The sequence below is a fragment of the Streptococcus sp. 27098_8_82 genome, from assembly GCF_041431615.1.
GTDB lineage: Bacteria > Bacillota > Bacilli > Lactobacillales > Streptococcaceae > Streptococcus > Streptococcus sanguinis_K.
On sequence record NZ_JAPVYB010000001.1, the window covers coordinates 158,488 to 183,189 of the forward strand.

The 24,702-nt window shown below is 41.6% G+C and carries 27 protein-coding genes and 1 pseudogene; 26 read left to right on the forward strand and 2 right to left on the reverse strand.

Annotated elements, in window-relative coordinates; translation table 11 throughout:
* Positions 1-126 precede the first annotated feature (126 nt).
* The 14 genes from O3627_RS00775 (at position 127) to O3627_RS00840 (ending at position 10,557) form a co-directional block, all read left to right on the forward strand.
* Complete coding sequence (locus O3627_RS00775; protein WP_125382816.1) at positions 127-1,527, forward strand: amino acid permease; 1,401 nt, start codon at positions 127-129, stop codon at positions 1,525-1,527.
* A 67-nt stretch (positions 1,528-1,594) separates the two neighbouring features.
* Positions 1,595-2,101, forward strand: a complete 507-nt coding sequence (locus tag O3627_RS00780) for a hypothetical protein (protein WP_048774307.1) — start codon at positions 1,595-1,597, stop codon at positions 2,099-2,101.
* Complete coding sequence (locus O3627_RS00785; protein ID WP_002909221.1) at positions 2,102-2,308, forward strand: hypothetical protein; 207 nt, start codon at positions 2,102-2,104, stop codon at positions 2,306-2,308.
* Entirely contained in the window at positions 2,295-2,564 is a 270-nt protein-coding gene (locus O3627_RS00790) for a hypothetical protein (RefSeq protein WP_125382814.1), read from the forward strand. The genes O3627_RS00785 and O3627_RS00790 overlap by 14 nt, the downstream gene beginning before the upstream one ends.
* 71 nt (positions 2,565-2,635) lie before the next feature.
* Entirely contained in the window at positions 2,636-3,646 is a 1,011-nt protein-coding gene (locus O3627_RS00795) for a S41 family peptidase (RefSeq protein ID WP_004185952.1), read from the forward strand.
* A gap of 63 nt (positions 3,647-3,709) precedes the next feature.
* On the forward strand, positions 3,710-4,135 hold the full coding sequence (locus O3627_RS00800; RefSeq protein ID WP_004185954.1) for a GNAT family N-acetyltransferase: 426 nt from the start codon (positions 3,710-3,712) through the stop codon (positions 4,133-4,135).
* A 29-nt stretch (positions 4,136-4,164) separates the two neighbouring features.
* Complete coding sequence (locus tag O3627_RS00805; protein WP_004185958.1) at positions 4,165-5,130, forward strand: hypothetical protein; 966 nt, start codon at positions 4,165-4,167, stop codon at positions 5,128-5,130.
* Positions 5,120-5,584, forward strand: coding sequence for a GNAT family N-acetyltransferase (locus tag O3627_RS00810; RefSeq protein WP_125382813.1), 465 nt, complete (start codon positions 5,120-5,122; stop codon positions 5,582-5,584). The genes O3627_RS00805 and O3627_RS00810 overlap by 11 nt, the downstream gene beginning before the upstream one ends.
* 244 nt (positions 5,585-5,828) lie before the next feature.
* The gene (locus O3627_RS00815) at positions 5,829-6,650 is read left to right on the forward strand and encodes an EbhA (protein ID WP_125382811.1); all 822 of its coding nucleotides are present in this window, start codon (positions 5,829-5,831) and stop codon (positions 6,648-6,650) included.
* A 242-nt stretch (positions 6,651-6,892) separates the two neighbouring features.
* On the forward strand, positions 6,893-7,561 hold the full coding sequence (locus O3627_RS00820) for a Fic family protein (RefSeq protein ID WP_125382810.1): 669 nt from the start codon (positions 6,893-6,895) through the stop codon (positions 7,559-7,561).
* A gap of 338 nt (positions 7,562-7,899) precedes the next feature.
* Complete coding sequence (locus O3627_RS00825; RefSeq protein ID WP_002899859.1) at positions 7,900-8,136, forward strand: DUF2829 domain-containing protein; 237 nt, start codon at positions 7,900-7,902, stop codon at positions 8,134-8,136.
* Positions 8,129-8,827, forward strand: a complete 699-nt coding sequence (locus tag O3627_RS00830; RefSeq protein ID WP_125382808.1) for a 3-oxoacyl-ACP reductase — start codon at positions 8,129-8,131, stop codon at positions 8,825-8,827. Before O3627_RS00825 ends, O3627_RS00830 begins: the two co-directional genes overlap by 8 nt.
* A 9-nt stretch (positions 8,828-8,836) precedes the next feature.
* A complete protein-coding gene (locus O3627_RS00835; protein WP_125382807.1) occupies positions 8,837-9,817 on the forward strand; it encodes a glycerophosphodiester phosphodiesterase family protein in 981 nt (326 codons plus the stop codon).
* Entirely contained in the window at positions 9,814-10,557 is a 744-nt protein-coding gene (locus O3627_RS00840; protein ID WP_002905031.1) for a GNAT family N-acetyltransferase, read from the forward strand. Before O3627_RS00835 ends, O3627_RS00840 begins: the two co-directional genes overlap by 4 nt.
* Positions 10,558-10,638: 81 nt before the next feature.
* Here O3627_RS00840 and O3627_RS00845 read toward each other — a convergent pair whose 3' ends face one another.
* Together O3627_RS00845 and O3627_RS00850 are read right to left on the reverse strand one after the other, a co-directional pair.
* Positions 10,639-11,328: a DUF6796 family protein gene (locus O3627_RS00845; RefSeq protein ID WP_125382805.1), complete on the reverse strand. Its 690-nt coding sequence runs from the start codon at positions 11,326-11,328 to the stop codon at positions 10,639-10,641.
* Between the two features lie 186 nt (positions 11,329-11,514).
* Positions 11,515-11,778 (reverse strand): annotated as a pseudogene (locus O3627_RS00850) (transposase); the annotation flags it as partial.
* A 226-nt stretch (positions 11,779-12,004) separates the two neighbouring features.
* On the opposite strand from O3627_RS00850, the gene O3627_RS00855 reads away from it, so the two are divergent.
* The 12 genes from O3627_RS00855 to O3627_RS00910 all read left to right on the forward strand — a co-directional run bounded on the left by O3627_RS00855 (position 12,005) and on the right by O3627_RS00910 (position 24,668).
* Positions 12,005-12,454 carry an ASCH domain-containing protein gene (locus O3627_RS00855; protein ID WP_125382804.1) on the forward strand — a complete coding sequence of 150 codons (450 nt, stop codon included), beginning with the start codon at positions 12,005-12,007 and terminating at the stop codon, positions 12,452-12,454.
* Between the two features lie 92 nt (positions 12,455-12,546).
* Positions 12,547-13,173, forward strand: coding sequence for a PadR family transcriptional regulator (locus tag O3627_RS00860; protein WP_125382802.1), 627 nt, complete (start codon positions 12,547-12,549; stop codon positions 13,171-13,173).
* A 197-nt stretch (positions 13,174-13,370) separates the two neighbouring features.
* Positions 13,371-14,165, forward strand: a complete 795-nt coding sequence (locus tag O3627_RS00865) for a hypothetical protein (RefSeq protein ID WP_125382801.1) — start codon at positions 13,371-13,373, stop codon at positions 14,163-14,165.
* Positions 14,166-14,292: 127 nt separating this feature from the next.
* Positions 14,293-15,672 (forward strand): bifunctional UDP-N-acetylglucosamine diphosphorylase/glucosamine-1-phosphate N-acetyltransferase GlmU, encoded by a 1,380-nt coding sequence (gene glmU / locus O3627_RS00870; protein WP_009659329.1) that lies wholly within the window; start codon positions 14,293-14,295, stop codon positions 15,670-15,672.
* 8 nt (positions 15,673-15,680) lie between these two features.
* The gene (locus O3627_RS00875) at positions 15,681-16,232 is read left to right on the forward strand and encodes an NUDIX hydrolase (RefSeq protein ID WP_125382799.1); all 552 of its coding nucleotides are present in this window, start codon (positions 15,681-15,683) and stop codon (positions 16,230-16,232) included.
* Between the two features lie 12 nt (positions 16,233-16,244).
* Positions 16,245-16,667, forward strand: coding sequence for a cell wall synthase accessory phosphoprotein MacP (gene macP / locus O3627_RS00880; protein WP_125382798.1), 423 nt, complete (start codon positions 16,245-16,247; stop codon positions 16,665-16,667).
* A 76-nt stretch (positions 16,668-16,743) separates the two neighbouring features.
* The gene (locus tag O3627_RS00885; RefSeq protein ID WP_125382796.1) at positions 16,744-17,436 is read left to right on the forward strand and encodes a 5'-methylthioadenosine/adenosylhomocysteine nucleosidase; all 693 of its coding nucleotides are present in this window, start codon (positions 16,744-16,746) and stop codon (positions 17,434-17,436) included.
* Between the two features lie 13 nt (positions 17,437-17,449).
* Positions 17,450-17,758, forward strand: a complete 309-nt coding sequence (locus O3627_RS00890; protein WP_125382795.1) for a DUF898 family protein — start codon at positions 17,450-17,452, stop codon at positions 17,756-17,758.
* A gap of 111 nt (positions 17,759-17,869) precedes the next feature.
* Positions 17,870-19,411, forward strand: coding sequence for an ABC-F family ATP-binding cassette domain-containing protein (locus O3627_RS00895; RefSeq protein ID WP_125382793.1), 1,542 nt, complete (start codon positions 17,870-17,872; stop codon positions 19,409-19,411).
* Between the two features lie 153 nt (positions 19,412-19,564).
* The gene (locus O3627_RS00900) at positions 19,565-21,622 is read left to right on the forward strand and encodes an Sgo0707 family adhesin (protein ID WP_260468534.1); all 2,058 of its coding nucleotides are present in this window, start codon (positions 19,565-19,567) and stop codon (positions 21,620-21,622) included.
* Positions 21,623-21,711: 89 nt separating this feature from the next.
* Positions 21,712-23,172 (forward strand): SpaA isopeptide-forming pilin-related protein, encoded by a 1,461-nt coding sequence (locus O3627_RS00905; protein WP_125382790.1) that lies wholly within the window; start codon positions 21,712-21,714, stop codon positions 23,170-23,172.
* 56 nt (positions 23,173-23,228) lie between these two features.
* Positions 23,229-24,668, forward strand: a complete 1,440-nt coding sequence (locus O3627_RS00910) for an isopeptide-forming domain-containing fimbrial protein (protein ID WP_125382788.1) — start codon at positions 23,229-23,231, stop codon at positions 24,666-24,668.
* The last annotated feature ends 34 nt before the right edge of the window (positions 24,669-24,702 follow it).

A 24,702-nucleotide genomic window follows, 5' to 3' on the forward strand; every position in this document is an offset into this window, starting at 1 on the left:
CTATGTTAAAAACCTAGGCTGAGATTTTTCTCAGCCTTTCTTTTCGGTATTTTTCTGAGAAGGATTCCTAAAAGGGAGGAAATATGATAAAATAGGGCGTTAATGCAATTAGGAGAATAAAAATAGATGAATATATTTAGAAAAAAAGATGCTAGCAAGGATAGAACGGGCATGCGCCGTCACTTGAAAATTCCTGATCTGATTTTGCTTGGTATTGGAGCCATGGTAGGAACTGGGATTTTCACCATCACAGGGACTGGAGCGGCCAAATATGCTGGGCCTGCTCTGACCATCTCGATTGTCATTTCAGCCCTTTGTGTGAGTATTTCGGCCCTTTTTTACGCTGAGTTTGCCTCACGGATTCCGGCCAATGGCGGAGCCTATAGTTATATTTATGCGGTTCTGGGAGAATTTCCCGCTTGGCTGGCTGGCTGGTTGACCATCATGGAGTTCATGACTGCTATTTCAGGTGTTGCCTCTGGTTGGGGATCTTATCTGAAGGGCTTGCTGAGTGGCTTTGGTATCCAGCTACCGGCAGCCCTGAATGGTACCTTCAATCCCAAAGCAGGTACTTATGTGGATTTACTGCCCATTCTGGTCTTGGCCTTTGTTACGGGAGTTGTCCTTTTGAACTCCAAGGCAGCCCTGCGCTTCAACTCAGCCTTGGTAGTCTTGAAATTCTCAGCCTTGGCACTCTTTATCATTGCAGGATTTTTCTTCATCAAACCAGAAAATTGGTCTAACTTTGCACCTTTTGGTTTTGGAGAAATTTATGGCGGTAAGGTCGGCGTCATGGCTGGGGCTTCACTTATGTTCTTTGCCTTTCTAGGCTTTGAGTCCATTTCCATGGCGGTCGATGAAATCAAGGAGCCCCAAAAGAATGTTCCGCGCGGGATTGTTTTGTCCTTGAGCATTGTGACCATTCTCTATATTTTGGTGACCTTGGTCTTGACTGGGATTGTCCACTATAGCAAGCTGGATGTCTCAGATGCGGTGGCCTTTGCCTTGCGCAGCGTCGGACTTGGCTGGGCGGCCAACTATATCTCTGTCGTCGCTATTTTGACTCTGATTACGGTCTGCATCTCCATGACCTACGCCCTGTCGCGGATGATTTACAGTATTGCACGTGATGGTCTCTTGCCTCGCTCTTTTAAAAAATTGACAGATACCAGTCGGGTGCCAAAGAATGCAACGATTTTAGTAGGGATTGCCTCAGCTGTCTGTGCCGGTATCTTCCCCTTGGCTAGCATCGCCTCTTTCCTCAATATCTGTACCTTGGCCTATCTGATTTTATTGGCACTTGCTGTCTTGAAATTGCGGAAAGATCAAGGAATGCCCAAAGCGGGAGAATTCAAAACGCCTCTAGTACCTCTGACACCGATTTTATCCATTATCATCTGCCTGTCCTTCATGACCCAGTATACCAAGGAAACCTGGCAGGCCTTTGGAATTGCCCTAGCGCTGGGAAGTCTCATCTATGCCTTCTATGGCTATCGAAACTCAGAAATCGCTGTAAAAGAGAAGTAGCGAAGAGATTAGTTGAGAAGATGTAATGTAGAAACTTGGTAACTATAAACAAAGCAGAAAGAGTTTTATGAAGAAAAATTGTATAAAAGGACGATGCTATAATATCTCTTTGAATGGTAAGAAAGCTTTTCTCGGATGGTTCTTAATAATTTCTGATAATGGACAAGAATATCTCGTGGAGAGAAATGGAACAATGTCCTGTGGCTGTTTTAGAAAGGTTTATCAAACAGACTATTCTTTCATACCGCATACTGAATTTTTAAACAAATCAAATAATCTACCTGCTATTGCAGGAACTTCCATAGGTCTTATCTTGGCTAGAATGCTGAGAAAAATAATTCCGCTAAATTTTTTCTTTGGGCCAATAAATCGACCAATGAATATCGGAACTGGTCTTGTAAATATTGGTGTGGCAATAGGATCGATGGTTCTTGCTATGTTTCTTGTAAAATATTATAGAAAGAAACGACTTGAATCTTTTCTAAATAAAAAAGGTTGCAAACTTAGCTTGATTGGAAAAGTAAGAACAAAAGAGCCTATTAAAAAATTGGCCAATGGAATAGAGGTGTGGTAAATGAAACGGTTTAGCATTCGCCAATTATTGGTAATAGGCATTTTGTCAAGTGTAGTATTATTTGTTATGTTTTTTACTCAGCCCAGATTCTTTCTCTTAATACCTATTTTTATTGGAATAGTCTTGTTTTTCAGAGGTATAGAAGTTAGTGGAGATAAAGAGATAGAATTTGAACTAATAGAAGGAGAAAAGAATGAAAAAACTTAACCTAAGCCAAAAGAAGAAAATCTGGCTCTTTGTCCTTGCTTTTATCGCCCTGATCTTACTGGCGATTGTGATCAATATCCAACTGAACCAGCCTGAAGATATGCATGCTGATTATGTTCGGCTTTGGAAGACAACTTGGCATGAGGAAAATAAAGACTGGCTCTATCCACTGAAAAATATCTGTCTTGTTATTCTGGCAGTTCTGGCTGGGTCTGGTTTAATGATTGCATTCTCCAAGAGTGAGAAATGGAAATAAACTTCTGTAGATGTAAATAAAATCATCTTACAAACATGTAAGATTGACGATGATAAATGTAAGGTAGAGACATGGAAAACGTGTCTCTATTTTGCTATAATCAGCTCAGGAATCCTCACAAGAAAGGTTGTGCGATTGTGAAAAAAGTTCTTTTAGGTTGCTTGGGAACAGTACTGGTTTTGCTTGCTCTTTTAATAGGTTTTCTGGCCTACTTTGGTCCAGACTACGGCATTTTTCTTTTTCCGCCTAGTCCGCAAGACTACGCTCGCTCGGTTGTGAAAAAGCTTGATTTTGGTCTTTATACGGACAAAGATTGGGAAAATGAGAAGAAGAAATCCTTGGAGAAGCTTGAATCAGCCAAGACTTATCAAGATACCTATCCTGTCTTGGAAGAATTAACCAAAGAGGCTGGCGGAAAGCATTCCTATTTTTTAAGCCCACAGGATAACCCCGAAAATAGTCCGGAAAGTAAAAATCAGCCTGAAGTGCAGAATCGGGAGGGTATTCTCTATTTAAAAGTTCCTGCTTTTACCGGTGATGCACAAGCGGCGAAGACTTATGCTAACAAACTTTCGGCAGCTCTTAAAAAGGATACCTATCAGTCGGTTCTTGTGGATCTGAGAGATAATACCGGCGGGAATATGTATCCGATGCTTGCTGGACTGTCCTCTCTTTTGCCTGATGAAGATCTCTTCCAATTCGTTGAAAAAAATGGAAGCAAGAGCGCGGTTTCTCGATCAGATGTTCTTCAGCAGCTTGGTCTGGATCAGACTGATGAGAAAGCAAAGAAAGTGCCAATAGCTGTCCTTACCAATGAACGTACAGGAAGCTCAGGAGAAATGACTGTTTTAGCTTTTAAGGGACTGGAAAACGTTAAAATATTTGGTCAGCCAACGGCAAGCTATACTACGGGAAATAATTATTATCAACTGTATGATGGAGCGGTTTTGCTCTTGACTACCTCGAGTATCCTAGATCGCACGGGCAAGCTTTATGAGAATGAGGCAATTCAGCCCGATGTCCTAACAGACCAGCCTTTAGAAGAGGCGGAGTCTTGGTTGAAGGGACAGATAGGAGAATAGTTCATTGAAAGCAGTCAAAGAGACTGCTTTTCTGCTATAATAAAGAGAAGAACGAGGTGACAAATGATTCGTAAAGTAAAACTAAGAGATGCTGCAGCCATTCAGCGGCTCAATGCTGAGTGTCTGGGCTATGACTTCGATAGGGAAGCGACGGAGGCTCAACTAAAGAGGCTGCTAGAGAATGACCAGCATTTGATTTTGGTAGCTGAAGAAGACGGTCAGGTCATAGGCTACGCTCATGCTGCTAGCTACGACTGTCTCTATTTCCCGTCCTTGCTCAATCTCTTGGCTTTGGCCGTCGCTCAGGATTTTCAAGGGCAGGGACATGGCAGAGCGCTGATGCAAGCTTTGCGTGAAGAGGCAAAAGCGGTAGGATACACAGGAATTCGGATTAATTCAGGCATTTCCCGCTCCGCAGCCCATGCATTTTACCGCAGCCTCGGCTGCAACGAAAAAGCAGACCAGAAACGATTTTATTGGGGATTTTAGAGAATTTAAGGAGAAAAAAATAGACGGTCATGAAAAAAAAGAAGATAGTGTATGTTTTATTGAGTATTCTTTTGTTGGGAGCTTTAGGTCTGCTCATTTTATGGGTTATTGGAATAAATACTAAAGTTTATATCAATAGACAAGAAACAAAATTCAAAAGCATTCAGCTTTTCGATAATAATAAGTTTGTATTGGTTGCTGTAGGTGAGAAAGATAATTATGGTCATATTTACTATGGACAAAATTATGTTTCAACTATTGCTGTTCATTCTTGGCGAATTGGAGAAGTTAAAAACTCTCCACCAATTGGGAAAGAAGAATACTATAAGATAATCAGCTACGATTTAAATAGCCCTAATCTATCAAAGAAAGAACTAGACCTGTATGAATTACCTAGAATTCAGACACAAAAATTTAGACTCAATGAAGTCTTAAGCAGTTATTATGGTAATGGGAAAGACTATATGGCACGAGACAATCTTTACCAATATGTTAATGGAGAATACTTTGAGCAAAGTTTTTTACTGGATATTGATAATGAGGAGTTCTTTTTCAAAGATGTTGCTCAAAGAAGAAATGAGATGGATACAAATAGCTCTTATAATCAAAATATTAGTTTCGGACCTGGAAATCTTTTTGATAGCTTTCGATTTAAGTTGGAGGAGCTACATTTAAGTGAAAGTGATGGGAAACTTAGGCCAGATCCTGATTATCGCAATAAAATTGATATTTCCAATACCAACTTTGCTCAGCTATATCCAGAAGTAGCTAAGAATATGAAAGATATAGATCGACTTTATTTCCGACCTGAACAGTATAACCAAAAAGAATGGTTTGATAACCTCTTGCATTGGTTTGCACCTAAGGGACAGGATGTGATGGAAGTTTATGCGACAGATTCTGCAACAGGTGAGAAAACACAAATCAAGTCATTTGATGACTATTTAGCATGGCGAGAAGCCCACCCTGAGGAGGTGAAAAAATATGAGCAATAAAATTGAACCACTAACTCAGCAGCATGCTTTAGAAATTGCCAATGATTGGCATTATGAGGCGCCTTATGATTTTTATGATATGAAAAATGACTTGGAGGATTATGAAGAAATGATTTCCCCAATAGCGCGTGAGGACCGTTATTATCAAGTTATGCGAGAAGAGAAACTCTATGGATTTTTCTGCTTAGAGCAGAAAGGAGAGCGAACTTTGGAGCTTGGTTTGGGGATGAAGCCGGAGCATTGCGGAAAAGGTCAGGGCGCTGGATTTCTGCAGGAAATTCTGGACTTTATTATGGAAAATTTTGCGCCCCAAGTCATAAGTCTATCCGTGGCTGATTTCAATCACCGAGCCCAACAGCTTTATCTCAACATGGGCTTTGAAGTGGTGAGGCGCATCCCGCAGGAAAGCAATGGCGATATTCATCTCTTTGTGGAGATGGAGAAGAAGGTCTAATTTTAGACTTTATTGCAAAGCAGCAGATAAAATTGTTGACAGTCAAGAAAAAGTCGTTCAATATACTTATGACTACTGGCGGCTAGCAGGGAATTTGTCAATGATTACCAATAAACAAAAGGAGAAAACCATGACATTAGATAGATTTTACAGTTCTTAAAAGAGAGAATGCCGTTATAAGAATATTGTTAGGAATTCATTATTTACGCTTAACTAAAGCAATTACAAATAGGAGTATATAAAAATGAAAAAGAAAAACATTGTCATCATTAGTGTTATTTTAGTAGTGCTATCGTTAGCAGCAGGATACTATTTCTTAGTTTTTGTCCCTCATCAAAAAGCTGTTTCAAATTTTAATAAAGCAGCAGAAACACTAAAAATTAACAATAAAAACGTAGAGGAGCAGGTAGATTCTGCAACAAAGTTGATAAAAGATAAGGCTGAGCCTCTAGAAGCTGTCACTTTAGAAGAATTAAAAACAAGTATATCAAATACTAAAAAAGAAATTCGTAAAGTTCCAAAAATGAAGAATAGTACCTCAGATATTGAAAAACAAGCCAAAGATATTGCTGCGCCTGTAGACTACTCAGAAAGTCAGAAAAATTTATCTGAAAAAATGGCTAACTACCAGAAAAGTGTTAAACAGTTGAAACAGATTACGAACCCAGGAGGTTCATTTGTAGAGGAAAGACTGAGAGAAATAGATACAGTGACGGAGGTCCAATCTGCTACAGAAAATCATGATCCGAATGATCATTTGAATAAACAGGGTGGCTACACTGCATCAGTCTATTTTTCTGATAATCAGGTGACAGAATCGGTAGAGGGTGTTGACATTGTTGATAAAGGAACTGATGTAGGAGGAAATATAGAAGTTTATAAGACTAAGGAGGAAGCAGAGAAGCGGAATACCTATCTATCTGCCTTTGATGGAAATGGGATTCTAAACCCAGGTTCTCACTATGTTTATGGTACGATTGTTATTAGGACCTCTCGTCACTTAACAGCCAGTCAGCAAACAGGATTAACGGAAAAAATATATCAAAAGCTAATTGAAATAAAATAATTCGCTATACAATGAAAAGTCCATCGGCTGATAATGTATTGTTTCAGAGCAATCAAGAACCTAATATCAGTATTTTCAAAAGGTGAAGCATTTAATTTTAAGTGAGTCGAAAAGATTAATTTTATAACCCAAAGGCTTGAAGTTGATAATATTTGTCCATATGAAGCGCGTGATTTCTCAATCTTAAGCAAGTCACCCGCATCTCTAAATATCAAATACATTAAAGATTGAAAGGAAACAAAATGACCTATAAACAAGATTATCTGGATGATATTCTGATCCGTATTGCCTACCATTCTAGCGGAATTGAGGGCAACACTATATCTCTTCCTGAAACTGTCAGTATCATCTTGGAAAGTACCCTACCTGGGAAGCATAAGAGTATCAGAGAGTTCTATGAGATAGAGAACCACAAACGGGCCTTTTCTTTCTTGCTGGATAGCTTGGCTAATAACGCTCCCGTGACTGTGGGGCTGGTGCAAGATTTCCATGCGCTATTGACAGACCGCCTGCAGCACGATAGAGGGCAGTTTAAAACTGTTCAGAATGCCATCATAGGAGCTGAGTTTAAGACGGCTTCACCAGAGGAAACGCCTTTTCTAATGGCTCAATGGGCAGACAATACAGCTTATAGACTAGATGCGGCAAAGAGTGAGCGTGAGATAGTAGAGATATTGGCTGATACTCATATCCAGTTTGAGCGTATTCACCCTTTTAGCGATGGGAATGGACGTACTGGCCGCTTGGTTCTTATGTACTTAGCTATGAAATACCTAGGTGCTCCTGTCATTATCAGCAAGGATGACAGGGCGGAGTATATGGAGCTTTTAGCCAATCAAAATATCCAAGGGCTGGCCAACTTATTGCAGCAGTCGCTAGATGACGAAAAGGAGAGAATGAGCCAGTTTTAGCAATGGACTACTTTTGCTATAAAAATAAATTAAAACAACCACCGACGAAGTCATGATACAAGCTGATTATCTGACATTAGCTGGTGGAGTTTAAAATAAAAAAACAATGCTCGCAAAGTTTGGCTACTCTGAGCGTGAGAAAATCATTTAAGATAGTGACAACATCTGTACAATCAGAGATGTAGAAGGATAAAGGAAAAGAGGCTGTTTCGTACTACAAAAAAAGCCATAAATAGCCTATGAGTCCACAAAAAGGTGAACAAATTTAAAAACCACCTCATTTCAGAGGTTTACAAACCTTATCAAACCAAGGTTTATAAAGGATAAAGGAGAAAACCATGACATTTGAAGAAATTTTACCAGGCCTTAAGGCCAAGAAAAAATATGTACGTACAGGCTGGGGTGGGGCAGAGAACTACGTCCAGCTCTTTGATACGATTGAGCAGAATGGGGTGGCTCTCGAAGTGACACCTTATTTCCTCATCAATGTTTCAGGCGAAGGGGAGGGCTTCTCCATGTGGAGTCCGACTCCTTGTGATGTGCTCGCTACAGATTGGGTGGAAGTAGATGACTAAGACGGTACTAGTTACGGGAGCTAGCTCTGGCATCGGCCGAGCTCAGGCTCTGACCTTTTTGGAAAATGGCTACCGCGTCTACGGGGTGGACAAGGATGAAAATCCTGGCTTTCTCAATGAGCTTCGTTTTGTCAAGATGGATTTGACAGGGGATTTGACACCGCTCATTACTAGCTTACCCGAGGTGGACATTCTCTGCAATACAGCAGGTATCTTGGACGATTATCGTCCCCTGCACGAGACCAGCGACGAGGACTGGGACCATATTTTTGCGCTCAATCTGACAGCGACTATGAAAATCACTCGCTTTTATCTGCAGAAAATGCTGGAGAAAAAGTCTGGTATCATCATTAATATGTGCTCGATTGCTAGCTTTCTGGCTGGCGGCGGCGGTGCTGCCTATACAGCCTCTAAGCATGCTCTGGCTGGCCTGACCAAGCAGATAGCCTTAGACTATGCGGATAAAAATATCCAAGTCTTTGGCTTGGCGCCAGGCGCTGTCAAGACAGCTATGACTGCCGCCGACTTTGAGCCAGACGGACTGGCAGACTGGGTTGCTGAGGAAACGCCGATCAAGCGCTGGTTAGACCCTCAGGAAATAGCTAATGTTAGCCTCTTTCTAGCCAGTGGCAAGGCAGCTGCTATGCAGGGTGAGATTATCAAAATCGACGGTGGTTGGAGTTTGAAGTAAGGAAATAAAATGTTTAAATGGGAAAAACACAAGAAGATTTATCTGTTTTGTTTAGCCCTGCTATTTCTTATCTGGTTAAACAATACAAGCCTCTTTTCTAATAAAGATGGGAAGGAATATAAAATCCTAGCCCATCGAGGACTTGCACAGACCTTTGATGAATCTAAAGCGGACTGGGACAGCAATACGGCAGCCATGATTGACCCGCCTATGCATCCCTATCTTGAGAACACTATTTCTTCAATGCAGGCGGCCTTTGACCTAGGAGCGGATGCAGTGGAGTTTGATGTGAAATTGTCCAAAGACAAGCAACTGGCAGTTTTTCATGATGCAACTCTGGAATTCAAAACTGGCATTAAGGGTGAAATCCAGGACTACACGATGGCTGAGCTCAAAAAGATGGATATCGGTTACGGTTATACGGCTGATGGTGGAAAAACCTATCCTTTTAGAGGAAAAGGAGTCGGCCAGATGCCCACAATAGATGAGGTTTTTGAGTCCTTTCCAGACAAGGATTTTGTGATTGAGGTCAAAGACGGGAAATTAGAAACCTATAAAGTCTTGTGGGAAAAGCTAAAAACGTTCTCGCCTGAAAGGCTAGATAAACTCAGTGTTTGTGGGGCAAGCGAGGAAGGCGTTCATTGGTTGCGTAGTCAGAGCAGCAGTCTCAAGCTCTTGTCCAAAAAGCGCATGCTTAATGCTCTTATCCAATATGAATTATTGGGCTTTACGGGCTATATCCCTGAGGAAATGAAAAATGCAGAGCTGCGCATTCCTTTGAAATATGCCAAATTCTTATGGGGTTGGCCAAATAAATTTATGGAAAGAATGGAAGCGGTCAATACACGGGTTGAGCTAACAGCTGGTGGCAGCGACTTATCAGAAGGTTTCGATCATATCCATAGTCTAAAAGATATCCCAGAGGGCTTTGAAGGCTATATCTGGACCAATAAAATCAATGAACTGCATCTGAAAGAAGATAAAGAATGAAGGCAAAGAATACTTTTTTCCAATCCTGGACCAAAAATATGGTACTTTACGGTTTGAAGGCTGGCTTAGGGCAGTTCTTTATGAACGATTCTGAGATATCTTGCCTTTACCAACTAGGAAATTTCATCTTTCCGGCCGGTCAGGTGGATTGGGATTTTTGGCAGGATTATAGTAGCCAGTATGGTCTGGCTGATAAGATTATCATCTCTGAGGATTTCAGCTGGCGAGAATTTTTAGATAGTCAGAGTGAGTTGCAGCAGTTTACTCGCTACGCTTTTTCGGACAGGGCTGATTTTGATACAGAGGCTTTGGAGAAATGGAAGAGCAGGCTACCAGAAAATTACTACCTTAGTCCGATTGATAAGGAGAGTTATGAGTGTTTGGCTAGGGAAGCCTGGTCTCAGGATTTGCAGGGTGATTTTTCTGATTTTGATCATTTTCAAGCGGAGGGTGGCTTTGGCTTTTTGCTCTATTCAGGAGAGGAAATCATCGCTGCTGTATCAACAGGTTTGGTCTATCATGGAGCCCTTGAGATTGAAATTGCTACCAAGCTATCCTACCAAAGGCAGGGCTTGGCCAAAATCTTGGGTGCCCAGATGATTTTAGAAGCCCAAAACCGCTCACTCTTTCCTCTCTGGGATGCGCATAATGAAGCTTCCAAGAAGGTTGCAGAAAGCTTGGGCTATCAGAGTCTAGGAGTTTATCCGGCCTATGAATGGAAAGGGACTTTTGACCAATGAAGAAAAACCAAACTTATGACTTAAAAGACATCATGGAGGCTGTAAAATCGGAAGAGCTAGATGATGATTTCTGTTTGTATGCTAAGGAAAATGGAGAACTGAATTTTCAGGACAGCTACTTGCTTCCTTGTTGGTAAAGTTTTTGTCCTTTAGGGCAAAAATCATGGCTATTGTTATCATTAAAGCAAACCAAAAGGCGGGAATGAGAATAGGAGAAAGCATTTCGCGAAGGTCTGGTGCAATAGCGCTGAGTAGCCGACTAAGGAGAATTCCTGTTAAGGGAGTTGTTAGGGCAAACCAGCGCGGGTAAGCCGTTTTCTTACTCAAAACGAGGATAACAATAAATAGGAGAAGTACAGCCATAAGTACGAAATAAATAAGCAGAAAGTTATTTTTCACTATTGAAAAGCTTTCTAGTAATTTTGCAATATCGGCAGAGGGATTATGGGCATACAGCCGCGAAGTGGCGGCAAAATAGAAATAGCTGGTGTGGAGGAAAACACAGACAGTCATGAGAATCCAAGCTCCTACTATTCCTAGCCATTTTTGTCTCAGCCCGATAGAGAGGATATAGACGCCCATTCCTAAAAGCGGGAAAAGAAGTAAGGCATAGCCTGCAAAATCAACTTTCCAAGCTGCTAAATCAGGCATGTGCTGCCAAAATCCCTTTCCAAAACCGTCAGAGATAGCAATCAATATATCTGCAACATAAATCAGCCAGCTTCCTAAAATAGACCAGGGAGCCCAGCGACGGATCGTTTTTTGAGTCATAAGCGCCTCCTTTAGACTTGTGTTACTAACATTTTACTAAAGGTTTGTTACGGAAGCAAGTCTCGAAATGCCTAGAGGCTATAAAATGGTGTCTGCTTTCTATGTAAGGGGATGAAATGATTTCAGAAAGTGTGGGAAATGTTTGATTTTTGGGCTCTTTGTCAACTGTAGTGGGTTGATGAGAAGTTATAATCTGGAGAGGACTAAATCAGTCCTCTCCTTTTTGATGTTCAAAGCGATGAGGATTCTAGTTTTAAAATTGTCAAAGTTCCGAAATCCGAAAGCGTTTCGCTTGATGACTTTGATGAGGTTGTTAGTAGCTTCTAGTTTTGTGTTTGAGTAGGGCAGTTCCAGTGCGTTCAGGATCTTATCCTTGTTTTTCAAGAAGGTCTTAAAAACAGTTTGAAAAATAGGATTTACATAAGAAATGGTATCTTCAATGAGTCCAAAGACAAGTAAAGGAGCAAGATCTGGAGCTGATTTATTACGGTGAAGATTTTGCGGATGTTCTCTTGTCAGTCATGGAGCAGAAAGCAGAAGTGACTGATCAAGAGTGTTTACAGGCTCTGATTTACTATTATGAGCATGATGACTTTATGGATTTTGATAAAGATACAGTTTTGTAGGAAGATTTTTTATAAACAATAATTATCATTTTAGAAAGACAGGAGAAGTGATGACCCCAAAAGAAATGTGGCAGGCATACAAGAAAATCAATCCAAAGATTGGCGACGATATTGACGCCTGGGCCTTCGGTGACTTGGCAGATGAGCTTGCTGACTTAGTGCTGCGTGGTGAAAAGACAGCGACGGCTTCTGCCTATGAGCTCTATAAGCTTGAAAATGAGCCCTTGCCGCAGGCAGGAAGCTTTGATGTCATTTTAGACAGTCAGGACAAGGCAGTCTGTATCATTGAAATCACCAAAGTCTCTGTGGTACCTTTTAATGAGGTTTCAGCCGAACACGCCTTTAAGGAAGGAGAAGGAGACAAATCCTTGGCCTACTGGCAACAAGTCCATCAGGAATTTTTTACGGAGTGTCTGGCGGAAGCCGGTTTGGAATTTTCGCAAGAAACGGGTGTCGTCCTAGAAGAATTTCGCAAGGCCTATCCGCTGGATCAAGCTTAAGTCTATTTTTGAATAGGCTTTTTGTTTGCCCTTGATAAATCGAAATAAAAGTGTTGCTATTAGGTATATAAAAATCGTGATTTGGAGGAGAAATGGATAAATTAATTTTAGGCTTACTCATGATAAAGCGTTTTACAGTTTATGAAATTCGTCAGGTGATGCGGCAAAATTTCAGCTCTATGTGCAGTGACAGTCTAGGTAGTATCCAAGCAGCCTTAAAAAAACTGTCCCAGCAAGGAGCAGTGACTTATTCGGAGTATGTAGAAAAAGGAAAAATGAAGAAGGAATATGCCATTACTGCTTCGGGACGAATCTTGTTTTTGGGGTGGCTTAAAACGCCTATCGACATGAGCAAGAATAAGAATATGGACTTGGGGAAATTCCTCTTTATGGGTTATCTTCCTAAGAAAGAGCAGCTTCAGATGCTGGATTTGACCATTGAGGGACTGGAAGTTGAAGTCCAAGAGTTTGAAGCTGTCAAAGACGCGATTCGTTTTACGGAGGAACAAGAAAAGGTAAAGGCCTATCTAGAGCAGAACAGCCATCTGGCTACAGAGCTGATAGAGACCAGTCAGGCGGCTGATTTAGCTGAAAGTATTTCCCAGATTGGTTATTTTGAAATAAAGACGCTCGAATTTGGGCTGGATTCGGCCCGCTTTCAGTTGGAATGGTTTAGCAAGCTTCGCCAGCAGTTGGCTAAAAATGAGAAAGAGGGCTGAGATACTAAGTATTCAAAAAGCAGCGGCTACTTGACTTGTAGATACATTTGGCAATGGCTTTGAGAGTTTGAAAAACAAATTAGCCTTTCTTCCGCTACAGTCTTCAAAGACCGTTCCTGAAAAAAGATTGAAAATAGCTCTAAAAAAGCTTATAATATAAGCTATAAAATGACAGAAGGCTTCTAGGAGGATTGATTTTGAAGAAGGTTCATTTTTTTATCATTTACGGCTGTGTCTGCTTTGTACTGATTGGCGGAACCTTTCTTTATACCTACTTTAAACCTGGAGGCATAGCGGAAGCAATCGAGTCCCGCTTTAAGCTGTCTGCTGTAGTGAATGCATCCTTGAAAAAATTCGATCATGATAGTTTCTACATGGATCGGCTGTCTGAGTCGACCTATCTAGAAGGCTACAAAAAAAGAAAAGCCAAGACGGTTAAACAGCTGACTGTTTCAGATTCACCTTATTTAGCTAAGCTTTACGAAACCTATGATGATCAAGAACTGACCCATTATTTCAGCGAAGATCGGATGTACTTGGAAGAGAAGGATGGATTTGAGACCATTGATGACACGGAGTCACGGAAACATATTGATGGCTATTCGGGCATGTCCTCCTTTAAGGCTTTGCTACAGGTCATGGTAGATAATGAGTCAGAACTGACTAAGAAAAAAGTGGACGGGGGCTATGAGTTTTCGGTGACAGCAGAAGGTGATTTGGCCTATGACCTTATCGATGCCTTCTATTATGCTTATAATGATGAGCATTATGATACGACCATCGACATTGAGAAGTGTAAGGTTGCCTTTGTGGTTGACCCTAAGACTCGGACCATCCGCTCTATTGATATGACTATGGATTTGGACGAAGATACAGCTTTAGATGGAGAATTAATTTACTTCAAGCAGCGGGCAGTCTTCAAGGACTATGGCAAGGCGAAAGTCCATCTTCCAAAGAAAATCAAAGAAAAAGAAGCAAAATCAGCTGTTTAAAGGCTGATTTTTTTGTGCAAAAGTATTTTTGTTGCAGATTTTTATGGGGTTGGCTTGATTTTAAATTTTTAAAAATTACCTTTTAGTGATATAATAAAGGTGATATCCTACAGAAAAGAGATAATTGATGACAAATTACGCGATTATTTTGGCTGCGGGTAAGGGTACTCGCATGAAGTCAGATTTACCAAAAGTGCTGCATAAGGTTGCAGGAATTTCCATGTTGGAACATGTATTCCGCAGTGTCAATGCCATTAATCCAGAGAAGACCGTGACAGTTGTTGGGCACAAGGCAGAGCTAGTTGAGCAAGTCTTAGCAGGTCAGACAGACTTTGTCCGTCAGACTGAGCAGCTAGGAACGGGTCATGCCGTTATGATGGCAGAGCCTGTTTTGGAAAATCTGACAGGTCAGACGCTGGTCATTGCTGGCGACACTCCTCTGATTACAGGAGAAAGCCTGAAAAATCTGATTGACTTTCATATCAACCACAAAAATGTTGCGACTATCCTGACAGCAGAAGCAGATAATCCTTTCGGCTACGGCCGTATCGTTCGCAATCAGCACGACGAAGTTTTGAAAATTGTTGAGCAGAAGGATGCTTCTGACTTTGAGCAGCAGATCAAGGAAATCAATACGGGAACTTACGTCTTTGACAATGCCCGTCTCTTTGAAGCCCTCAAAAATATCAATACTAATAATGCTCAAGGCGAATACTATATCACAGATGTGATTGGTATTTTCCGCGAAAATGGTGAAAAAGTCGGCGCTTATACGCTCAAAGACTTTGATGAAAGCTTGGGTGTTAATGACCGCGTGGCTTTAGCTACAGCTGAGGGTGTCATGCGCCGTCGGATTAACCAGCAGCATATGGTCAACGGTGTCAGCTTTGTCAATCCTCATGCTACCTATATTGATGTGGATGTGGAAATTGCGCCTGAAGTTCAAGTTGAAGCAAATGTGACCCTGAAAGGTCAGACCAAGATTGGGGCAGAGACTATCCTGACTAATGGTACCTACATCGTGGACTCTGTCATTGGAGAACGTACCGTTATCACCAACTCCATGATTGAAGAATCAAGTGTTGCAGATGGAGTGACGGTCGGGCCTTACGCTCATATCCGTCCAGGTTCTAGTCTGGCTAAGGATGTCCATGTCGGCAACTTTGTTGAAGTTAAAGGATCGTCAATCGGAGAAAATACCAAGGCTGGTCATTTGACCTATATTGGAAATTCTGAAGTCGGTGCTAATGTCAACTTTGGTGCGGGTACGATTACGGTCAATTATGATGGTCAGAAGAAGTACAAGACTATCATTGGTGACAATGTCTTTGTTGGTTCTAACTCGACCATTATTGCCCCAGTTGAGCTGGGTGACAACTCACTGGTCGGTGCGGGTTCTACCATCACGAAGGATGTACCAGCAGATGCCATTGCTCTGGGACGTGGCCGTCAGATTAACAAGGAAGATTATGCTAAGCGTCTTCCTCATCACCCTCAAAATAAGTAGGTTTAATCATGGAATTTGAAGAAAAAACCGTCCAACGGACGGAGATTTATCAGGGACCGATTTTTAAAGTGGTTCAGGACCAGGTAGAGCTGCCAGAGGGCAAGGGTCAAGCCCAAAGGGATTTGATTTTTCATAATGGGGCGGTGGCTGTGATTGCTATCACTTCGGAAAATAAGATGATTTTAGTCAAGCAGTACCGCAAGGCAATTGAAGCGACTTCTTACGAGATTCCAGCTGGGAAACTTGAGGTAGGAGAGAATGCAGATCCCCAAGCGGCTGCCCTCCGAGAATTAGAAGAAGAGACCGGCTACACAGGACAGCTGGAGTTGATCTATGATTTCTACTCTGCAATCGGTTTTTGCAATGAGAAAATTAAGCTCTACAGCGCCAGTCATTTGACAAAGGTCGAAAACCCTCGTCCCCAAGACGAGGATGAAACATTGGAACTTTTTGAAGTCAGTCTGGAGGAGGCACATCAGTTGCTGCAAAACGGTGACATCTGCGATGCCAAGACCATCATGGCCCTTCAGTACTGGCAACAAAAAAATCTGAATAAATAGGAACGTAGATCAATGGGAAAAGCTTTATTAACAGATGAAATCATTGAGCGGGCCAACCGCGGTGAGGATATTTCGGGGCCGCCTTTCATGGATGACGAGGAAACCAAGATTCTTTCAACAGGCAGAAGCTCCTTTAGCTCGCAGCAGTCTAGCCGACAGGATACTCAGTTTGGCTATCAAAGCCCTCAAAACCGCTTTGGTTATGAAGAAACTCGGTCTCAGCAGAATCAGAGTCGTTTTAGCTATCAGACTGCTCAAAACCAAGAGGAGTTTACGGATGAGACTCTGCACATTGAGGTTGATCCGACCGTGACTAAGAGCCGTCGGATTGAAAACCAAAAGCGGAGCCTCTTTCAAGCCAAACTCAATAAGATTCTCCTTTGGGTAGTTATCCTGCTGATTGGTTTGATTGCTGCTATTATTTGGTGGCCTTAAAAACCTGCTCTATTGCACTTAAAAGGAAGCCTAGCCTGTCTAAGCTTCTTTTTCATCAGATGATTTGAGGTATTATATGAAAATTGGAATTATCGCAGCCATGCCTGAGGAGTTGAAGATTCTGCTGGAGCATTTAGAAAACCCGCAGAAGCACCTGCGTTTGGGGCATGTCTATCATACGGGCTCCATCGGCTACCATGAAGTGGTGTTGGTCGAAAGCGGGATTGGCAAGGTTATGTCCGCTATGAGTGTGGCTGTTCTGGTCAATGATTTCAAGGTTACAGCTGTGATTAATACAGGCTCAGCTGGAGCAGTGGCAGAAGGTTTGGCTATCGGTGATGTGGTGGTCGCAGATCGTCTGGTCTACCATGATGTGGACGTAACGGCCTTTGGCTATGACTACGGTCAGATGGCACGGCAGCCGCTCTATTTTGAAGCAAGCCGCTATCTGGTTGCTGAAATGAAGAAAATTTTGGATAAGACCAATCAAAAGGCAAAGGTAGGTTTGATTGCGACAGGTGATAGCTTTGTTGCAGGTCAAGACAAGATTGATCGCATCAAGGAGCATTTTCCAGATGTCTTGGCTGTCGAGATGGAAGGCGCAGCTATTGCTCAAGCTACACATTCGATTGGTCTGCCTTTTATGGTTATTCGGGCAATGAGCGACACAGCTCGCCATGATGCCAATGTCACTTTTGATGAATTCATTCTTGAAGCTGGTAAACGCTCTGCAGAAACCCTGATTCAATTTCTGAAAGAGTTGGTTTAAAGGGGGAGATAGTATGTACAACGAGTCTTATTTTGATGGTGGTCTCTTTTCTTACATCGGTCATGTGATTTTAGCTACCTTGATTACAGTATTTACGCTAGGAATTTGTGCACCTTGGGGCATGTGTATTCTGTATAATTGGAAGGTGAAACATACAGTTATTGACGGGCACCGTCTTTATTTTGATGGTACTGCCATGCAGCTTTTTGGGAATTGGATTAAGTGGTGGCTCCTGACCATTGTTACCTGTGGTATTTATGGCTTTTGGCTGAAAATCAAACTGACCCAGTGGATTACCAAGCATACACATCATGCGAATTGAGAATAAGCAAGCGAGACCTAAGTGGCTCGCTTTTCCTTTTCTTCTGTCTTGCAAAAAAATCCCTTTTGATGGTATAATCAAGGAACTGCAATCAATGATAGAGGAGAAAAAATGAGTATCTTAGAAGTAAAAAATCTCAGCCACGGTTTCGGAGACCGGGCTATTTTTGAGGATGTATCCTTCCGTCTGCTTAAGGGTGAGCATATCGGCCTGGTCGGTGCCAATGGTGAGGGAAAGTCAACCTTTATGAGCATTGTGACGGGTAAAATGCTGCCAGACGAAGGTAAGGTCGAGTGGTCCAAATATGTGACGGCTGGCTATCTGGATCAGCATGCTGTGCTGGAGCAAGGCCAATCTGTCCGCGATGTCTTGCGCACGGCCTTTGACGAACTTTTCAAGACCGAGGCCCGCATCAATGAAATCTATATGAACATGGCTGAGGATGGAGCGGATGTTGATGCCCTGATGGAAGAAGTGGGCGAGCTGCAGGACCGCTTGGAGAGCCGAGATTTTTATACTTTAGATGCCAAGATTGACGAGGTTGCACGGGCTCTGGGCGTCATGGACTACGGTATGGAGAGTGATGTGACGGAGCTATCTGGTGGGCAGCGGACCAAGGTTCTCTTGGCTAAGCTGCTTCTTGAAAAACCAGATATCCTGCTCTTGGACGAGCCAACCAACTATTTAGATGCTGAGCACATTGACTGGCTCAAGCGTTATCTACAGAACTATGAAAATGCCTTTGTTCTGATCTCGCATGATATTCCTTTCCTGAATGATGTGATCAATATCGTCTACCATGTGGAAAATCAGCACTTGACTCGTTATTCTGGCGACTACTATCAGTTTCAGGAAGTCTATGAGATGAAAAAATCTCAGCTGGAAGCAGCATATGAGCGCCAGCAGAAGGAAATTGCGGACCTCAAGGACTTTGTGGCTCGCAACAAAGCCCGCGTGGCGACCCGTAATATGGCTATGTCACGTCAGAAAAAGCTGGATAAGATGGACATTATTGAGCTGCAGAGTGAGAAGCCAAAGTCTACCTTTGACTTTAAGCCTGCCCGAACACCTGGCCGCTTTATCTTCCAAGCCAAGGATTTACAGATTGGTTACGACCGACCGCTAACCCAGCCTCTTAATCTGACCTTTGAGCGCAATCAGAAGGTAGCTATCATCGGGGCAAATGGGATTGGAAAAACAACCCTGCTCAAGAGTTTGTTGGGGATTATCCCGCCTATCACAGGTCAAGTCGAGCGTGGGGACTATCTGGAGCTTGGCTATTTCGAGCAGGAAGTAGAGGGCGGCAATCGTCAGACACCGCTGGAAGCAGTCTGGAATGCCTTTCCGGCCCTTAATCAAGCAGAAGTCCGAGCAGCTCTGGCCAGATGTGGTCTGACTTCCAAGCACATTGAGAGCCAGATCCAGGTCCTTTCAGGTGGAGAGCAGGCCAAGGTTCGTCTTTGCCTCCTCATGAACCGAGAAAATAATGTTCTGGTGCTGGACGAGCCGACCAACCATCTGGATGTAGATGCCAAGGAGGAGCTTAAGCGAGCTCTTAAAGAATACAAGGGCAGCATTCTCATGGTCTGCCACGAGCCTGATTTCTATGAAGGATGGATGGACCAGATTTGGGATTTTAACCAGTTGACTTAAGAGCATTGTTTTTAATCAAATTGAAAGTTGACAATCAAGAGAAATTTCAAGTCTAAAAGGTGCTCAATTTTATTTAGACACCTTGACAAATATGTAAAGAACTGCTAGTATATCCATAAGCAGTTCTTTTTTGAAGACTAAATGGAAATTATTATGAAATACCTTATGAAAAAATATGTTAAGTCATTTCTTTTTGGGTTGACTTTTATTTTTGTGCTCTTTTCTTCAGCAGTCTATGCTGTTACTGAGCTTACTGAAAGCACGAATCTATCAACGCTTGATATTTATCAGTTTACCTTGACTCAGGATAATATGGAGGTCCTAAGTCAAGGCGCCTCGGTCGAAAGGGATTTTATCCCAGCTAATGGGAATTGGAAAGAAAGTACGGTCTTCTCGCTAAGAGTAGATAAAAACCAAACTCAGCAAACCTTTAATAGCCCTATTCAATTGCGGTTTAACAATGCAGGTATTGTTAATGGCAAGGCTGTTGATGTTTATGTGACCTTCCATAGTATAGATACTCATCTGGTTCAGAGAAATGCAGACTACCAGGATCCAAATAAGACGCTTGTCCCCTTTCTGACAGTGGATGAAAACTGGGGAAGCAAATCCATCCAGATTATGGACTATATTTGGCCACCGCATCCAACTCTTACTCATGATATGCATGGAGGCTTTGCTCTGGATACGGATGTCACTGCAGAATTGAGATATCAGGACGGAACGCCCACAGATCTAAAGATGGTCATGTTGCCGTCTGATATTGATGTGGTCTATAATGCACTCGGTCGAGAAGAAAATTTTTCAATATATGATAAAGATATAGCATTAAATAAAATCGTAAAAAACACTTCCTATGCCCTTAATGAAACTCTAGTAGACAATAAAACGACATGGCACCCTACAAGGAGTACGCAGGGAGATAGTGATGAACACAATGTTTCAGGATTTGCGGTTCGTTCTGAAACTAACGCCGTTCGATTTGAATTTACAACGACGGCAGGTAGTGGCGGTTTGTTTGGCTTTTATACAGAGGCTCCAAAGGCACCAGTGAAGCAGGCTTCAAAGGATAAGCTTCCTGCCCTTGCTGGAGAATCTCTCAATTATACAGCCAAATTTACTATGCCAACCCCTGGTAAGGACGTCATTGGTTCTCTATCTTCAATGCAGATGGTTGAAACTTTGGACAATCGTTTGGATTTTCAGAGCTTGACCCTTCAATTGGACGGTCGGACGTTGACCCAAGGTGCTGACTATACACTGGCCAGAGATGGACAAAAGGTAACGGTGGCAATCAATGCCAAGCACCTGACCAGTAGCAATGCTGGGAAAGAATTTACTATTATATACAAGACAAAAACAAACGATAACATTTTACAAAATAGAGCGCCTATTGAAAATAGGGTCACACAAGAAATTGATAATATCCCTGTTTCATCAGAAATCGTTACAACTAATGTGCACTACAAGAAAAGTTACCAATTTGAAAGTGGAACTCAGGATAAATCTCTTCCTCAAGAAGTTTTGAATCTGCTACCGCAAGATCAACATGACCTAGAAAATGGTTCGACGGTTACACCGGATTCCCCCAAAGGGAATAAAAGACTAGTCAGTATTTCAGAAGGAAATTGGGTTTTCCAAAACTATGATAAAGAATCTGACACGATTCAAAATCAAGATGTACTTTTCACTGGAATATGGAATTTTCAAGAATACGAAAAGCCAAAAAAAGAAGTCTTCAATAAAAATAATGAAAATATTGATAATCAAGAAGTCAAGGCCAATGATGTTCTAACTTATAAAATCACCTACAAAAATACCAGTGATAGGGAGTTGGATGTCACCATTACCGATGAACTACCTGAACATACGGACTATGTCAATGGTTCAACCGTATATGATGACTTTTCTAATAGAAGATTAACTTGGAGAAGAAGGGTGGCACCAGAGGAGACAGTAGAAGTGTCCTTTAAAGTCCGAGTGGATCAGGATGTAGATGGGCACATTCTTCAAAGCTCAGCTCAAGTATCGACAGATCTGTTTACATTAGAAACAAATAGAACGAGCAATCCGACAGCTATAAAAAAATATGTCCTTCCAGAAACAGGTGGGAATGGAACCCTTTTATACCTCTGGGGTGGTTCTGTCATCACATTGGGTTCAGCGATTTGGCTGATTGTCCGAAATAAACTATATAGGAAATTTCAATAAAGAAAAAGATAGGAAATCGCGAAAGTTTTGAAGAGGAATGGGATATCTCGAAGATCAAGCTTGAGTGAAGAAAAAATTAGGAGATTATAATGAAAAAGATAAAACAGCTGGTCATGGCGGTCTTGGTCTTTGTCTTGGCTTTTTCCAGCCTTCCGGTCGTATCAGCAGACACGACCTATACCATTCAGCTGACTGGGACATCAACAGGCCATACTTACGAAGCTCATCCGATTTTTCTTGGAGACCTCGATCCAGCAACGAATACTCTTACCAATATTAGATGGGCTCCGGGAATTTGGGATTCAGGTAAAAGAAGATTTGGAGACGCGGCCGATAAAGCAGCCTCTTTAAGTGCTAAAGGGGATGATTCGCAAGAAGCAAGAGAATTTGCTCAGGAAATTTCAAAATACTTATCCGGCGGTGGACGAAAAACAGTATCAGGCCAAAATGGGACAACGACTATTTCTGGCTTGGCTCCAGGCTACTATTTGATTAAGGAAGTAAATAATACCTTATACAAAAAAAATGAGACATACACTCGTTTTATGCTGCAGGTGGCAAGAGATACGACAGTAGCAATTAAGTCTGATGTTCCTAGTCTTACTAAGGTCACCAAGTCAAGTACGACGGGAGAGGAAACGACTATAACAGATTATTCCATCGGTGACATGGTTCCATTTCAACTGACAGCGACACTTCCAAGGAACTTGGATGATTATTCTGAGTATGAGCTATCTTTTAATGATAGTTTAATGCCTGGTTTGACTTATAATAATGATGTGCAAGTTTATCTAAAACGCGGTGATGAAGAAAGCTTGATAACTGACCATTTTAATATTTCTGTAGAATCGTCTCGTAATTTAACCATAGCAACTAGTAATTTGAGGCAGGTGCCAAATGTAGATGCTTCAAGTAAGATTGTGGTTCGCTACACTGCTCAACTGAATCAATACGCAACAACACATGCCAGTGCTAATACTAACATGAACGTGGCTAGTCTAAGCTTTTCTAATAACCCCAATACGGCTTTGGCAAAATCAATCGGGACAACGCCCCAAAGCAAAGTTCAGATTCATACCTACCAACTTAATGTCTATAAGGTGGATGAAAGGGGAGGAGCTCTTCCAGGAGCAGAGTTTACTCTTTATAAAAAAGTAAACGATCAGTATGTAAAGGTTGGATCTACACAAGAATACAAAAGAAGTAATTTCTCAGGATTTAAAGGACTGGGATCTGGAGATTATAAACTAGTAGAAACAATCACTCCAAAAGGCTACAACACCATGAAGGATATTGAGTTTAGGCTACGAGTAACCTACGATCCGACATTGCCAATTACTCGAACTGCTATTCAAGCAACTTCGGACAGAGCAACTTTTACTTATGAATTGACAAATGGAATTTTTACTACGAAAATTGTCAATAAAAAAGGAGCTCTTCTGCCAAACACAGGTGGAATTGGAACGACTATCCTTTACCTGAGTGGTACAGGGCTTGTGCTAGGTGCAGGAATCTTATGGATGTTAAAGAAAAGAGTGAATAAAAAATAGGATAAAATCAGAAGAACTGAACGGGAAATCAGTCTCTTCCTTAAAAGGAGATTATAATGAAAAAATTAAAACAACTATTGATGACCATCCTGGTCTTTTTCCTGACCTTTGCCGGTCTGCCGGCCGCATCAGCTGATACAACGACCTACACTATCCAACTGACTGGAACTTCTTCAGGACATGTCTATGAACTATACCACATTTTTTCTGGTGATTTAGATGCTAATAATGTCCTGACTAATATCGAGTGGGGGGCAGGAGTTGCAATTGGAGATAGAGCAAAATTTGGAGATGCATCTGAAAAAGCAGCTTCCTTAAGTGGTAAGCAGAATGACTCCTCTGAAGTTAAAGCGTTTGCTCAAGAATTGTCGAATAGTCTATCTGCTGCTGGGCGAACAAGAGTTCGATCTGAGCAAGGAACGACAACCATTTTTGGACTAAAGCCCGGTTACTACTTGATTAAAGATAGTAATGGGTCTTTAGATAATGTAAAAGGTCAAGCCTATACTAGCATTATGCTACAAGTTGCTAAGGATACAACAATAGCTATAAAATCAGATGTTCCTACTCTTACAAAACAAGTAAAAGCTAGCAACTCTGAAAACTACATATCAGCAACTGACTATGCAATTTGGGATACCGTTCCTTTCCAAATTACTGTGACTCTTCCAAGTAACTACGGAGACTTTTCCAAGTATCACTTTTCTGTCAAAGACAGTATGACTTCGGGAATGATCAATAATGGTGATATTCAAGTTTATCTACAACAAGGTGGTTCAGAAGTAGCAATTACAGACTCCTTTTCCATCACTACGAACAATGGATTGACGGTCAGCATTGCGGATCTAAAAACTCTGCCAAACGTAAATGAAAATAGTAAAATCGTGATTCGTTACACCGCCAGGTTGAAAGATAGTGCTACCTTAGGAACGACCGGGAATTCAAATACGGCTAGTCTAAAATATTCAAACAATCCAAATAATAATGCCAGTACAACTGCCCAAACTCTCGATAGTAGGGCAACAGTCTATACTTATCGCTTAAGATTGACCAAGGTTAACGAAAGACAAGAGCGTGTAGCTGGTGCAGGCTTTACTCTTTACAAAAAGATTAATAACCAATATAGCGAAGTGAGAAAGATTGAAGCGAGCTCAAGTAGTACCTTTGATTTTTATGGTATTAACGCAGGTGACTATAAGCTAGTCGAAAGCACGACACCAGCTGGTTATAATACTATGAAAGATATTGAATTTACCATTACATCAACTATTGATTCGACTGGAGCTTTAACAGATATGACATCTACATCCGCAACAGCAACCTTTGAAACAGATGTAAATAGAGGATACATTAATCTGAAAGTGGTCAATAAGCAAGGAGCCCTTCTGCCAAACACAGGTGGAATCGGAACAACCATTCTCTACCTAGTCGGCACAAGTCTTGTGTTTGGAGCAGGCGTGCTCTTTGTAGTCAAAAAACGTGTTTCAACAAAATAAAAGGAGAACTAGAGGAAGTGATGAACGTTTCATT